General features: G+C 60.8%; 11 protein-coding genes and 3 tRNA genes. 4 read left to right on the plus strand and 10 right to left on the minus strand.

The window, feature by feature from the left end; genetic code table 11:
- Window positions 1–39: 39 nt before the first annotated feature.
- The 3 genes from GWQ31_RS05505 to GWQ31_RS05515 all read right to left on the minus strand — a co-directional run bounded on the left by GWQ31_RS05505 (window position 40) and on the right by GWQ31_RS05515 (window position 465).
- Window positions 40–116 (minus strand) — tRNA-Met (locus tag GWQ31_RS05505).
- 102 nt (window positions 117–218) lie between these two features.
- Window positions 219–295: transfer RNA gene (locus GWQ31_RS05510), tRNA-Met, on the minus strand.
- Window positions 296–388: 93 nt separating this feature from the next.
- A tRNA-Met gene (locus GWQ31_RS05515) sits at window positions 389–465 on the minus strand.
- A 196-nt stretch (window positions 466–661) separates the two neighbouring features.
- Here GWQ31_RS05515 and glgX point away from each other — a divergent pair.
- On the plus strand, window positions 662–2,725 hold the full coding sequence (glgX, locus tag GWQ31_RS05520) for a glycogen debranching protein GlgX (RefSeq protein WP_265433336.1): 2,064 nt from the start codon (window positions 662–664) through the stop codon (window positions 2,723–2,725).
- A gap of 86 nt (window positions 2,726–2,811) precedes the next feature.
- Here the strand turns inward: glgX and GWQ31_RS05525 are convergent, their stop codons facing one another.
- From GWQ31_RS05525 to GWQ31_RS05535, 3 genes are all read right to left on the minus strand, one after another.
- Window positions 2,812–3,531, minus strand: a complete 720-nt coding sequence (locus GWQ31_RS05525) for a hypothetical protein (RefSeq protein WP_275908848.1) — start codon at window positions 3,529–3,531, stop codon at window positions 2,812–2,814.
- Window positions 3,532–3,720: 189 nt separating this feature from the next.
- Window positions 3,721–5,358: an ATP-dependent endonuclease gene (locus GWQ31_RS05530; RefSeq protein WP_275908849.1), complete on the minus strand. Its 1,638-nt coding sequence runs from the start codon at window positions 5,356–5,358 to the stop codon at window positions 3,721–3,723.
- Between the two features lie 262 nt (window positions 5,359–5,620).
- Window positions 5,621–6,508 carry a helix-turn-helix domain-containing protein gene (locus GWQ31_RS05535; RefSeq protein ID WP_275908850.1) on the minus strand — a complete coding sequence of 296 codons (888 nt, stop codon included), beginning with the start codon at window positions 6,506–6,508 and terminating at the stop codon, window positions 5,621–5,623.
- Between the two features lie 155 nt (window positions 6,509–6,663).
- Here GWQ31_RS05535 and GWQ31_RS05540 point away from each other — a divergent pair, with 155 nt between their 5' ends.
- Both GWQ31_RS05540 and GWQ31_RS05545 read left to right on the plus strand, forming a co-directional pair.
- Window positions 6,664–7,581 (plus strand): EamA family transporter, encoded by a 918-nt coding sequence (locus GWQ31_RS05540; protein WP_275908851.1) that lies wholly within the window; start codon window positions 6,664–6,666, stop codon window positions 7,579–7,581.
- Between the two features lie 57 nt (window positions 7,582–7,638).
- Window positions 7,639–8,496: a LysR family transcriptional regulator gene (locus GWQ31_RS05545; RefSeq protein WP_275908852.1), complete on the plus strand. Its 858-nt coding sequence runs from the start codon at window positions 7,639–7,641 to the stop codon at window positions 8,494–8,496.
- Window positions 8,497–8,544: 48 nt separating this feature from the next.
- On the opposite strand, the gene GWQ31_RS05550 is transcribed toward GWQ31_RS05545, so the two are convergent.
- Together GWQ31_RS05550 and GWQ31_RS05555 are read right to left on the minus strand one after the other, a co-directional pair.
- Entirely contained in the window at window positions 8,545–9,324 is a 780-nt protein-coding gene (locus GWQ31_RS05550; protein ID WP_005311090.1) for a TSUP family transporter, read from the minus strand.
- 210 nt (window positions 9,325–9,534) lie between these two features.
- Entirely contained in the window at window positions 9,535–10,302 is a 768-nt protein-coding gene (locus tag GWQ31_RS05555; RefSeq protein WP_275908853.1) for a tRNA-uridine aminocarboxypropyltransferase, read from the minus strand.
- Between the two features lie 166 nt (window positions 10,303–10,468).
- Between GWQ31_RS05555 and GWQ31_RS05560 the strand changes: the two genes are divergently transcribed.
- Complete coding sequence (locus GWQ31_RS05560) at window positions 10,469–10,882, plus strand: VOC family protein (RefSeq protein ID WP_265451632.1); 414 nt, start codon at window positions 10,469–10,471, stop codon at window positions 10,880–10,882.
- Window positions 10,883–10,943: 61 nt separating this feature from the next.
- Here GWQ31_RS05560 and GWQ31_RS05565 read toward each other — a convergent pair whose 3' ends face one another.
- Window positions 10,944–11,933 carry a D-alanine--D-alanine ligase gene (locus GWQ31_RS05565; protein WP_275908854.1) on the minus strand — a complete coding sequence of 330 codons (990 nt, stop codon included), beginning with the start codon at window positions 11,931–11,933 and terminating at the stop codon, window positions 10,944–10,946.
- A gap of 202 nt (window positions 11,934–12,135) precedes the next feature.
- Window positions 12,136–12,744 carry a 2OG-Fe(II) oxygenase gene (locus GWQ31_RS05570; RefSeq protein ID WP_034523454.1) on the minus strand — a complete coding sequence of 203 codons (609 nt, stop codon included), beginning with the start codon at window positions 12,742–12,744 and terminating at the stop codon, window positions 12,136–12,138.
- Between the last annotated feature and the right edge of the window lie 16 nt (window positions 12,745–12,760).

Consider the following 12,760-nt stretch of genomic DNA (forward strand, 5'->3'; position numbering starts at 1 on the left):
TCACCGCGTGGCATCAGCCTCGCCATGAGCACAAATAGTTGGTTGCGGGGGCCAGATTTGAACTGACGACCTTCGGGTTATGAGCCCGACGAGCTACCGAGCTGCTCCACCCCGCGTCCGAATTGTATTGCCTTTATCACCGCGTACTACCGAGCAGAAGTAGTTCGCTGTATTTACGTTCACCGCGTGGCATCAGCCTCGCCATGAGCACAAATAGTTGGTTGCGGGGGCCAGATTTGAACTGACGACCTTCGGGTTATGAGCCCGACGAGCTACCGAGCTGCTCCACCCCGCGTCCATATTTTTTCCGAATTGGCCGAGCAGTAGCCAGTTCGAATTATCTTTGTCTTCAATGCGTTAATCAGCATTTTCGACTCTGATACCCAGATGGTTGCGGGGGCCGGATTTGAACCGACGACCTTCGGGTTATGAGCCCGACGAGCTACCGAGCTGCTCCACCCCGCGTCTGAGGTCGCCAATAATAGGCGCCAGCGCTCAGATTGCAAGTAAATATCCTAAAAAAACTTCATTCGAAGGTTAAAGCGGCACAAATTGAAGGAATTTGCAACAGGACGCTGTTTTTTCAGACAAGCAGGTTTGGGGCCAGCTTGGCGCACTACACTCAAAAGGCTTGTCACTCCTCTTTTTAGGTAGCCTTATCATGCGCATATCCGCCGGTCATTGCCGTCAATTGGGGGCCACACCCGAGAACGACGGCGTCAACTTTGCCATCTGGGCCCGCCTGGCCAGTCGGGTTGAACTGCTGCTCTTCACCCGTGCCGATGATGACACCCCTGAGGTGATAGTGCTCTCTCCCCGTCTCAACCGCACCGCCTACTACTGGCACATCCATATCGAAGGCATTCCGCTGGGCCAGCGCTATGCCTATCGCATCCAGGGCCCCTGGCGTCCCTACTACGGTACCCGCTTCGATGCAGACAAGGTACTGCTGGACCCCTATGGTCGCAGCATTGAGCTGGGGCCGACCTACGACCGCTGGGCTGCGGCCCGTCCCGGCAGCAACCTGGCTGTGTGTGCCAAAAACCGGGTGGTGGATACCCGCGACTATGACTGGGAAGGGGACAAGCTCCCCGCTCACTCCCTCTCCCGCTCCGTGATCTACGAGCTGCATCTGGGGGGGTTTACCAAGTCGCCGAGCTCGGGGGTGGAGCCTGCCCTGCGCGGCACCTATCTTGGCCTCATCGAGAAGATCCCCTATCTGCAATCCCTCGGCATCACAGCCGTCGAGCTGCTGCCGGTGTTCCAGTTCGATCCCCAGGATGCTCCCAAGGGGCTGTCCAACTACTGGGGCTACAGCCCTATGTCGTTCTTTGCCCCCCACGCTCAATATGCCAGTGGCGGCGATCCGCTCACCGAGTTCAGGGACATGGTCAAGGCCCTGCACAGAGCCAATATCGAGGTGATCCTGGACGTGGTTTACAACCACACGGCCGAAGGGGGCGACGATGGCCCCATCTTCTCGTTTCGCGGTATCGACAACGAGGCTTACTACATCCTCGACAGCAATCAGAAGGACACCAACTATTCGGGCTGCGGCAATACCTTCAACGGTGCCCACCCAGTGGTTCTGCGCATGATCATGGACAGCCTACACTTCTGGCGCCAGGAGATGCACGTGGACGGCTTTCGATTCGATCTGGCCGCCATACTGTCGCGGGACGAGTCCGGCATGCCGCAGGCCAATGCGCCAACCCTGCGCACCATAGACACGGATCCCCGCATCGCCGACATCAAGCTCATCGCCGAGGCCTGGGATGCGGGTGGGCTTTATCAGGTGGGCAGCCTAGCCGGCGCGCGCTGGCGTGAGTGGAACGGCCAGTTCAGGGATGACGTGCGCCACTTTCTGCGCGGGGATGACAACGCCGTCACTCCCTTCGTGGAGCGACTGTGCGGCAGCCCGGATATCTATCACTATCACCACGCCGACCCGGAGAAGAGCATCAACTTCGTCACCTGTCATGACGGTTTCACCCTGTGGGACTGGGCCAGTTATGACCACAAACACAACGACGCCAACGGCGAGCAGAACCGGGACGGGTGCGATCACAACTTCAGCTGGAATCATGGCCATGAAGGGGTCACTGAGGATCCTCACGTCAATGCGCTGCGCATACGCCAGGCCAAGAACATGATGGTGGCCACCCTGTTGTCGGTGGGCTCCCCCATGCTGCTGATGGGGGACGAGGTGCTGCGTACCCAGCATGGCAACAACAACGGTTACTGCCAGGACAACGAAACCTGCTGGATGAACTGGCAAACCAGTACCATGGGACAGGAGATGTTCCGCTTCATGAAGGAGCTGATCCAGTATCGCAAGCACCTGTTCCAGCGACCGGAGCAGGAGAGCATGCCGCTGTCGCTGACCGAGATCCTGCGTCACAGCGAGATCTGCTGGCACGGGGTCAATGCCGCCCAGCCGGACTTCAGCCCCCACTCCCACGCCATCGCCATGTCGGCACTCTCCAGCGAAACCAAGCTGGCACTCTATGTGCTGTTCAATGCCTACTGGGAGCCGCTCACCTTCAATCTGCCAAGCCCCCCCAAGGGGGTGGGTGGCTACTGGCGCCGGATCCTGGATACCGCCCTGCCCTCACCCCACGATATCTGCACCTTCGGCATGCCGCTGGAGGGGTTGACCCGAGAGTACCTGGCCCAGCCGCGCAGCAGTTGCCTCTTTATCTGCGGGGCGGATGACTTCTACTAGGCCCGGATTGCACTGTTGCGGCCATCAAAAAGCCCACCCTGAGTGACTCGGGGTGGGCTTTTCTATTCATACAATGCGGTACGCGATCAGGTCAGCTGGTGCAGCACGCTGGTCGCCGCTATCTGGGCAATGACGAGGCCGCACAGGGCGGTGGAGACCACAACGGGCGCCGTCTCTTTTTGCAGATAGATGGGACTGAACCAGAGCAACAAGGCTGCAATCAGCAAGATGGCCTGGGTCAACACACCGGGGATCAGGGCATCCAGCGCAGTACCATTGCCCTGCCAGCCTACCAGCACAGCCAGCCAGAGCAGGCTCAGCATGGCAGCCACCAGCCCCGCCAGTGGCAGCAACAGATTGAACGCCTGCAGACGGTGGCGGGCCCGCAGCAGCATAAGGTGCGCGAAGGCCGCCCCCAGCAAGATCATCTGCAGCAGGCCGCTCAACCAGCCCTGAATTTGCAGCAGGCCGACCCCATAGACCAGCAGCGGCATGGCAGGCAGCCAGAGCAGAGTGGACGGAATGGCACGCTTGCCCTCCAGCCGTGACTGGGCAAGGGACAGCACTATCCCCAGGATCAGGGCGGCGCCACCGCTCCAGACGAACCAGCTCGCCACTTTGGCCTCCACCGCCAGCATCAGTGAGAGCCCGGTGATCACCCAGATGGAGAAGAGCTGGGCCGTGATCCGCGAGCGCTGGCCCGGGCAGAGATCACCGCGCCACAACACTATGCCGAGAGCAATAAGAGCCCCCAACGCCATCAAACCTGTCAGGGGAAAAAGCCAAAAAGGGAGTTGGACGAACATGACGCCTCCAGCAGCAAAGATTCGGGATGCGCCTGTGGGGCGCCAGAGAAGGGGCCGAGTATACCCAAACCCAGCCCTGTCCCCAATCTCTGCAAGCGCCTTGCGAGGGATTTGACGCTCAGCACCATCGGGATGACAAGGCGGGATCACGCTTGGCCGGCATCATTGGACGCCGGCCAGCACAGACCATCAGCCCTGACCGCGCGCCAGTGCCACCACCTTGGCAAACATCTGCCGGATCACAGCTGGTATCTGCTCGCCTCCCAGGCGCTCAGCCTCCTCCACCACCGCCAGCGCCATGCCAGGCTTGCTGCGATGATGAATGGCCTTGTTGATGATGCGCCCGGCATTGAGGGTCGAACGGCCACCGACCCCGGCCTCGCGCCTGAAAACCGCCTCGAAGCCGTTGTGATAGAGGTAGTGCTCGATATCAGCCGCCGGCAACTGGGTCAGCCGGTCTCGCTCCCGCTCCCCCTTGAGCAGCGCCCGGGCCGAGGTGGCGTATTTGATCCCCGCCTCGTCACCGTCGGTGAGCAGATGCCACTCGATGCCAAAGTCGCGCGCCACCTTGATGAGGGGCGACTGACCGCACTGGGCAAATTCGATGATGCGTACCCCTTCCGCCCGCAGGCTGTAACCGCAGATCTGGGCCAGCTCGGAGAGCAGCCAGATCTCGGTCTCCCCCTCCACCAGCAGCCAGCAACGGGCAAACATCGACATGGGGCGGTTGATGCGCACATGAAAGGCAATCTTGCGCAAATCATCGCTGCTGTAACGCTCGCCCCCCAGCTGATGACAGACGATGTCCTGCTGGCGGCGCACCAGACGGCGCACCTGATTCAGAGGCAGAGAGGAGAGCAGGTCACCCGAATTGGTGGTCAGCAGCTTCTGGCCCGGCAGGTGCTCCAGCAGACCCCAGGCCAGCGCCATCATGGTGGGGTGCAGGCGACTCTCGGGGTCTTCCAGGATCATAATGGGTCTCGCCCCCTGCTCCAGCTCACGGTTGCCACGGGCGTTGAGCAGGGTGGCCGCCATGCCTGCCATCGCCAGTTGCAGCGCCCGGTTGTCGGCATTGCGCAGCAGCGTCTGCAGATTGCCGGGATTGCGCAGTGTCATGGGGCGATTGACGATGTCCCGCTGGCTGCGAGGCTTGTGCTTCATGGGGGCAAGGGCGTTGAAGTAGTGATCCATCAGCTGGCGCACGGCCTGCAGCGCCTCTTTCAGCTCAGCCTCACCGATGCGCTGGGGTTCGTCGATGAGCTTGTCGGCGAGCTGGCTCAACCGGTTCTGTGACAAATCCCCCCACTGCAACATCTCGACCCCGTTGCGTGCGGTGCGGGCATCCCGCAGCCGGAACACGGGGTTCATGGTGATCAGCAGGCAGACCAGTTCATGGGCATTGTCGATGGACAGGCTCTTGCCGATGCCGTCGAGAAAATCATGGGTGGTGAGCACTGAACCATCAGCCTGCAATTCGGCACTGGCACGGTAGTGAATGCGGTGGAATTTGTCTTTGTGCTTGACCCAGGAGGCGCCAAGACGGGCAAGGCGATGGGAGTGCAGACACATCTGGGGTCTGTGTTCACTGAAGGTGAGCACCAGTTGCAGATGACGGGCGGGTGCGAGCTCGGGATCTTCAGGTTGGTGAAAATCATCGCTGCTGAACTGATAGGGTTCGGCATCCTGCCCCAACAGACACCAGAGGGCGCGCAGCAGGCTGGATTTGCCCCAGGCGTTCTCACCGATGAGAACCGTGGTGTTATCCAGCCCGAGCGAGAGGCGATTTATCCCGCGAAAACCTTTGACTTCAATGCGTTCCAGAAACATGCAGCCATATCCAATCCATTCAGATGGCGCAATAGTGGCAAAGTTGCCGGAAAAAACCTATCGGGTCGTATCGATTTTCAGCGGGAACTGTGAGGCACTACGGGTTCGGGAGGGGTGGGAATACAGGTGCGATCTTGGGGAGCATTCCAGTGGCTGAACCAAAGGTGACGAGTACGAGTCTGGCGTTTGCGATAATTCAATGGGCATTCCTTTCAATGGGTAAGTGGCAGATGGTACACCTCTTTTGCCCAGAGTCTCAGCGTTATCTGTGACGATAAGATGACAATTGTGTACGCCACTGTCCCGGTGTGAGGCCAAATGCCTCGCGAAAACGATTACCGAAATGCGCCTGGGAGGAGAAACCGCACAGGATGGCGATGCTGGCCAGGGAGTCGGATCCTGCCAGCAACTGTTTGGCCCGTTTGAGCCGCAGCCCAAGCAGATAGCGATGAGGCGGACACCCCAGACTCTGGCCAAACATGCGGGCGAAGTGATATTCGCTGAGGCTCGCCTGCTGTGCCAGCTCAGCCAGGGTAACCGGCTCGGCCAGATGGGCTTGCAGGTACTCCTGCACCCGCCGGATCACCCCGGGTGCCAGGCCGCCACGCACCTCGGGCAGGCTCGGCGCCTCCCGGGTGTGGTGGCGATAAGCATGCAGCATCAGCATCCAGACGCCGTGGGAGAGCGCCATGCGGTCGATGCCGTGCTGCCACTCCAGCTTCATCAGCTGTGTCTGTACCAGCGCCGATGCCTGGGGGTCATCGATGAAGGTCTTGTCTTCCAGCAGCAGATGGCGCCCCTCCTTGTCGCAGACCTGCTCGGCGATGCGGGTGAGATGGGCTGGCGTGAAGTAGAGGTGGAAAAAGCGGAACTCTTCGCGCACCAGCCATTCGGATCTGTGGTGATCCGGCATGATGCACACCTTGCCGGTGCCGCCATGGCCGCCGGGACCATCGAGGCGCTCAGTCTGCTCGCCCCCTTGCAAATAGACGCTCAGGGTATGGTGACCCGGCTTGTGATAGCGGGTCTGATCGTAGCAGTTGCGCCAGCTGGCCACCCCAAGGCCCGACTCCAGCCAGCAGGAGTCTTCCAGCCGCGCTCCCGTGCTGACCAGTGCATCGAATACGCCCGCCTGTCTTATCTGTTGCACCTTGCTGCCTCGCCCATCATGCCTTGCGGCCATCTTACCGCGCCGCTGGGCCAAACGCTGCGGCCCGGCTGAAATAACCGCAAGATGGTGCAAGCCAGTCGCTCCGGCCCCCCCCATGCTGTGGTTCATCCCATTCCCACTTCACCGGATGTGTTATGAATCTCCTGCTCTATCTTGCCACCGTCCTTATCTGGGGCAGCACCTGGATCGCCATCGCCTGGCAGCTCGGCCCCATTCCCATCGAGGTGTCTGTGCTCTATCGCTTCCTGCTGGCGGCGCTGGCACTGTTTGCACTGCTCACCGTCAGCGGCCGTTTCCCGCGCCTGCCCTGGGCGGGCCAGCGCTACGCAGCCCTGCTCGGTGCCCTGCTCTTTTCCACCAACTTTCTCTGCTTCTATCACGCCACCCTCTACATACCGAGTGGCCTGTCGGCGGTGATCTTCGCCAGTGCCAGCATCTTCAACGGCCTCAATCTCTGGCTGTTCGAGGGCAAACGCCCCAACTTGCGCTGGCTGCAAGGATCCTTGCTGGGATTGTTGGGCACCCTGTTGCTGTTCTGGCCCGTGCTGGCGGATGCGCAACTGGGTGCAAACGGCTGGAAGGGGTTGCTGCTGGCCTGTGGCGGCACCCTCTGCTTCTCGCTGGGCAATTTGGTCTCTGCCCGCGGCCAGCGCCACGGCTATCACGTGCTGCAACTGGTGCCCTGGGGCATGGTGTACGGGGTTATATTGCTGCTGGGCTGGGTCACCCTGCTCGGCCAGTCCCTGACCATACCGACCGACGGTCACTATCTGGCGGCCATGGTCTATCTCGCCTTGTTCGGCTCTGTCATCGCCTTCACTGCCTACCTCACGCTGGTAGGCAGGATTGGTGCCAGCAAGGCCTCCTACGCCACTGTGCTGTTCCCGCTGGTCGCGCTCACGCTCTCGACGCTTTATGAAGGGTTTGTCTGGCAGACGGTCTCAGTGGTGGGCGTTGTGATCAGTTTGCTCGGTAATCTGGTGATCTTCGCCCCACCCTTGCGGGAGTGGCGCTGGCGGCCTGCCAAGGCGGTGAACGACACTTGCTCCTGACGCCATCAGCCCCTAAGGTAACGCCATTCGATATACGGTGAGACACCAGGGGCCCTAATGTTACTGGAAGGATTGGAGACACTCAGTCTGCTGGCAAGCGAGGGCACCATGGCCAAGGTGGCCAGTCGCCTCTACATCAGCCAGTCGGCGGTGAGCAAGCGTATTGGTCAGCTGGAGCTGCGCCTTGGCAAGAAGCTGATCGAGCCGGATGGCCGCCAGATCCGGCTCACCCCCCAGGCGCGGGAGCTGCTCGACCGGGTGGCCCCGAGTCTCGCCGAGATGAAGGGGGTGCTGGCCGACAGCCTGACCCTCACCGATCTTACTCCCCTGCCGATCGCCTGCTCCGAAACCCTGCTGGCGGGCTACCTTGCCCGCTTCATGCACGACTATCTGGGCCGCGATCCCCATATTGCCCTCTCCACCCATCACACCCCGGTGATCCTGGCCCGAGTGCGCAGTGGCGACGTCCTGCTCGGCATCTGTGCCGGTCGGCTGCCTCCCGGCCATGGTCTGGGAGCCGAGCTATTGCTGGAGGAGCCCTTCTATCTGGTGGGAAGCGATCAGGATGAGGCGCCTTCGGCAGATCAGCGCAAGATCCTGACCATGGATCTGGAGAACCCCTCCAACCGCTATCTGCGCGAGCCGCTGGCGCAATTGGGGTTGGTGCCCGCCATGGAGCTGGACTCCTATCTGGCGCTGATAGAACTCGCCAAGGCAGGCATAGGCCCTGTGCTGCTGCCAGCAGGTCTGCTGGCACTGGTGGGAGAACAGGGGGAAACGGCGCGCCCCTTGCCTGGGCTGGGGCGCCCTTTGCATCTGGTCTATCGCCAAAGCAGTCTGAAGCGGGAACGCATTGCGCAGCTGGTGAGTGCGCTGCGCAGGCACTTTCATCATTTCAGCGGGCCGAGTCAATAACCCCGTGCAAACAGTAGAGAGCACGGGTTTATAAGCAGATCTGCCGTCTCACTGGATCCAGGCAAACAGCTCGGGATACTGGCTCCACATCAATTTGGCTGACATCAGCACAGAGACGGTCACCAGCAGGGGCTTGATGAGCTTTACCCCTTTCTTCAGCACCAGTCTGGAGCCAACACGGGCACCGATAAACTGCCCCAGCGCCATGCAGAAACCAACGCTCCACACCACCTTGCCACCCAGGGCAAAAAACAGCAGGGAGGCAAGGTTGGAGGTTAAGTTCAGGAGCTTGGTGTGTGCTGTGGCCCGCGCCATGCCAAAACCCGCCAGCGCCACGAAGCCGATGGCAAAAAACGACCCTGTGCCCGGGCCGAAGAAGCCGTCATAAAAGCCCACTCCCCCCCCCACCAACAGCGCAAACACCATGGGGGTCAGGCGGCGTGCGCTTTCTGCATCGCTCACTCTGGGGGAGAAAAAGAAGTAGCAGGCAAACGCCATCAGCAGGAAGGGCAAGAGCCGTTCCAGAATGGCGGCGTCTATGGTCTGCACCGCCAGGGTGCCGATGGCGGCACCGATAAAGGTGCAGATCACCGCGGGCCAGATCATGGCCCACTCCAGCAGCCCCTTGCGGGCATAGAACCAGGTGGCGGAGAAGGAGCCAAAACTGCTCTGCAGTTTATTGGTGCCCAGTACCAGCGCCGGCGGCATGCCGGTCGCCAGCAGGGCGGGGACGGTCAAGAGGCCACCGCCGCCGGCAATGGCATCGATAAAGCCGGCAATCAGCGCCACCCCGAACAGGGCGAGCAGGGTAAACAGTTCCAATTCCATCCATAGACCTCGCGAGACAGGGTCGCCCGCCAAAGAGGGGCCCTTGTTGAATTTGCTGTGTAAACAAGCCGGACATGCTGGCTTGGCCGCTATCCTAAAGGCCATGGGTTCATGAGGCTAACGAAACAGTGGCAGCCAATTGATTCCATATTTTCATCAGTCTTATTCATCTCGCCCTATTTTCCCCTTCCCCGCCATCAGGCGGCGCTATCAGGCGGCACTATCAGCTATCGCCTCAGCTGGTACGCCGCCCTTTATCGCAGCCAACGCCTGCTGCAGTTGCACTTCATCCTCACCGGGCGCCCGGCTGACACGGCCCGCCATGTAGCGGCGGCTGAACAGATTGAACCAGAGCTGCAGCGCCTGTCCGGCTTGCAGCTGACCGGCCACCTCCAGCACACAGGCCGCCACTTCCGCGGTACAGAGGTGCTCGTCGCAATTGGCGACCCGCATGCCATAGGTGGAGAGTGCATCCGGCTTGACCGCCAGCACGGGAAAGCTATCCAGATAAGGGCTCATGTTGAACATCTTGCGCGCCTCGGGCCAGGTGCCGTCCAGCAGGATAAAGAGCGGCTTCTTGCCGGGGGCGAGCATGACCTGCTCGGTCACGCGCGCCGGGTTTTTCTCGCATGCGGGGAACACCACGTAGGGCTGCCAGACGGGATCGGCCAGCAGGGCCAGCAACTCAGGATGGGGCTGGGTACGCTTCCAGAGAAAGGCCCAGGTGGTATCCGGCAGAACATCGGCGATGAGGCGCCCCGTGTTGGAGGGCTTCATGGGCTCGCTGTCATACATCAGCAGGCAGAAGCCGGCCTCGGCCTTGAGCTCTGGCCGCCATTCACAGGCGCACCAGTCAGAGCGCAACTGGCATGCCTCGCAGCGGGGCACAGTGCCACCACGGGCGAGAAAAGGACGGGTGGAGATGCTCTTGCGCCATACGCGCAGGCGATTGACGGCGTGATCTGGGATTGGCTTCATGGGGGCGCGGCTCTGGCGGTGCACATTGCGGGAAAAAAGGGGGCAGATTGTAACGAGCCGTCCGCCGCGCAGCAAGGCCCCCCATCCGGGGCAAGCCGGGGTGCCACGCCTCTCTATACTTGGTCGTCAACCCATGCGCCCACGCATGGGACACAGGAGGAAGACGATGGCAGAACAAGATATGGCAAGAGAGCATGCCCTGGCGGAAGGCTCTGCCTTCACCTGGCACGAGCTCTATGTTCCGGACGCCGAGGCCGGGATCCGCTTTTACACGGAAGTGCTCGGCTGGGAGAGCCAGACCATGGCCATGGAGGGAGGCAACTACCCCATGCTGGTCGTCAATGGCAGACCTGTAGCCGGGGTACAGACGACCCGTGACAATCCCGATATGGCCGGTGTTCCGCCGCACTGGGCAACCTACATAGCGGTGGATGACGTGGACGCCAGGGTGGCCAAAGTCAGCCAACATGGAGGATCCGTGGTGGTGCCAGCCCTGAATATCCCGGAAGTCGGGCGCATGGCCCTGATTGCCGATCCACAAGGGGCGCATATCTGGCTGTTCACCCCTGCTCCCATGTGATCTGGGCAAGCTGCAAACAACAGAGGGGCCCGCGGGCCCCTCTGTTGTTTTCGGCAAACCGTCAGGCGGACTTGCGCAGGATCTGCTCGAGGTAGTGAGCGAAGCTGTGGCCGTGATGCTCCAGCAGTTTCGGGAACATGGAGATGGAGGTCATGCCGGGGAAGGTATTGATCTCGTTCAGCAGGATCTCGCCCTCTTCCGTCAGGAAGAAGTCGATGCGAGACAGGTGGGTCAGTTTCAGTTGACGGAACGCCTTGAGGGCATACTCGTGAATTGCATCGGCCTGCGCCTGGGTCAGGCCTTCGGCCTTGAGGCTGGTCGCCGTGTGGCTGGCACTGCTGTACTTCTCTTCATAGGTGTAGAACTTGTCCTGCGGCACGCAGATCTCGCCAGGATAAGTGGCAATCAACTCGTCACCGTACTGGTAGACAGCCACTTCCAACTCGCGGGGCTTGACCGCTTTTTCGATCAACACCTGCTCGGAGTAACCAAAGGCATCCTTGATGCCCTCCAGCAGATCGGTTTCGTTGCTGGCGGAGTAGCAGCCCACGGAAGAGCCCTGGGAGGCGGCCTTGATGAAGACCTTGCCCCACTTGGCCAAGGCGGCTTTTGCCTCGGTCAGGGCGGCGTCGTTCTGTTCGGTCAGGAACAGATAGGGGGTGTTGGGAATGCCGATGGCGGAGAGCCACAGCTTGGTGCTGATCTTGTTGAAGCAGATCTTGCTCGCCTCGGCATCGCAACCGAGATAAGGCAGGCCCGCCAGCTCGAGGAAGGATTGCAGATCGCCGGTCTCACCCGGATAGCCGTGGATGCAGGGCACCACGTAGTCCACCGGACGGGCCACGCTGTCAAACGAGAGCAGCTTGTCCAGCCCCAGCTTGCACTCGCGGCCGTCGGCAGAGAGCCAGCGGTCGGCGAACATCTCGACCCGGGTCACTTCGACACCGGGCACCAAACCGAGTTGTTGCTCAAGGAAATTGGCGCTGCGCAGAGAGACTTCGTGTTCTGAGCCACCGCCGCCGCACAGCAGCAAGACATGCATGTTCTTCATTAGATGTGATCCCTTGGGAGAAGCGGCTTCGTCATGACAATGTGATAATCCAACTGCACTAAAAATGGACGAAGCCAGATACGAACATAAGTGCGAGCCAGTGTAGCAAGGGAAATCAAGCCTTGTCAGCTGATGGGGGCACCATCAGGCAGCCGCGGCCCGTAAAAATCCCCTCTTGTGTCAAAAACGGGACGAAAAGGGCTCAGCGCGGCGGATCCACGCGCCCCATGCCGTTGCCATTGACCCGAAACCAGCCGGCTATGCTGTAACGCTCACGATTGGCGGGCAGTACCTCGTGGGGGAACTCCTCCGACAGGAACAATACCAGCCGCCCTCCCTTGGGAGAGACATCCATCAAGAGCTGCTCGTCGTTGTCATAGACCCTGAGCACGCCACCCGCCTCAGGTTGCCAGTCGTTGTTGAGATAGAAGACAGAGGTGAGACGACGGTTGGAGCGACCAGCGAAAGCATCGCGATGGGTGGCATAGAAGTCCCCGCTGCGATAACGGGCAAAGTGGGCCTCGTAATCGAACAGTCCCAGCATCAGCATGCGGTTGGCGGCGAGGCGCAGGGACTCCATGCGACCGAGATAGTCCGCCACTGGCGCGCCAAGGGAAGGCTCCAGCCAGTGGATCTGATCACGGCGAATATCGGGATTGCCCTGATGCAGACTTTCCCGTCCAATCCCGGCCGGATGCCACGCATGGGGCAGACAGGCTTTGAGGGCATCCACCTCAACGGCGGTTAAAAAGTCATCCACAATCACCCATCCCCGGGTGTAAATGGCATCCATGACGGCTTGATAGTCCAAGATTGGCTCGCAATTA

It is taken from the genome of Aeromonas sp. 2MA4 (genome assembly GCF_029237305.1).
In the GTDB taxonomy this organism is placed as follows: Bacteria; Pseudomonadota; Gammaproteobacteria; order Enterobacterales; family Aeromonadaceae; genus Aeromonas; species Aeromonas salmonicida.

Excerpts from the sequence above, each read along its gene's own strand:
- GWQ31_RS05565 (WP_275908854.1), bottom strand. The coding sequence starts at position 11,933 with ATGAAGAACATGCATGTCTTGCTGCTGTGCGGCGGCGGTGGCTCAGAA.
- GWQ31_RS05550 (WP_005311090.1), bottom strand. The coding sequence starts at position 9,324 with ATGGAATTGGAACTGTTTACCCTGCTCGCCCTGTTCGGGGTGGCGCTG.
- GWQ31_RS05540 (WP_275908851.1), top strand. The coding sequence starts at position 6,664 with ATGAATCTCCTGCTCTATCTTGCCACCGTCCTTATCTGGGGCAGCACC.
- GWQ31_RS05555 (WP_275908853.1), bottom strand. The coding sequence starts at position 10,302 with ATGAAGCCAATCCCAGATCACGCCGTCAATCGCCTGCGCGTATGGCGC.
- GWQ31_RS05545 (WP_275908852.1), top strand. The coding sequence starts at position 7,639 with ATGTTACTGGAAGGATTGGAGACACTCAGTCTGCTGGCAAGCGAGGGC.
- GWQ31_RS05530 (WP_275908849.1), bottom strand. The coding sequence starts at position 5,358 with ATGTTTCTGGAACGCATTGAAGTCAAAGGTTTTCGCGGGATAAATCGC.
- glgX (WP_265433336.1), top strand. The coding sequence starts at position 662 with ATGCGCATATCCGCCGGTCATTGCCGTCAATTGGGGGCCACACCCGAG.
- GWQ31_RS05560 (WP_265451632.1), top strand. The coding sequence starts at position 10,469 with ATGGCAGAACAAGATATGGCAAGAGAGCATGCCCTGGCGGAAGGCTCT.
- GWQ31_RS05525 (WP_275908848.1), bottom strand. The coding sequence starts at position 3,531 with ATGTTCGTCCAACTCCCTTTTTGGCTTTTTCCCCTGACAGGTTTGATG.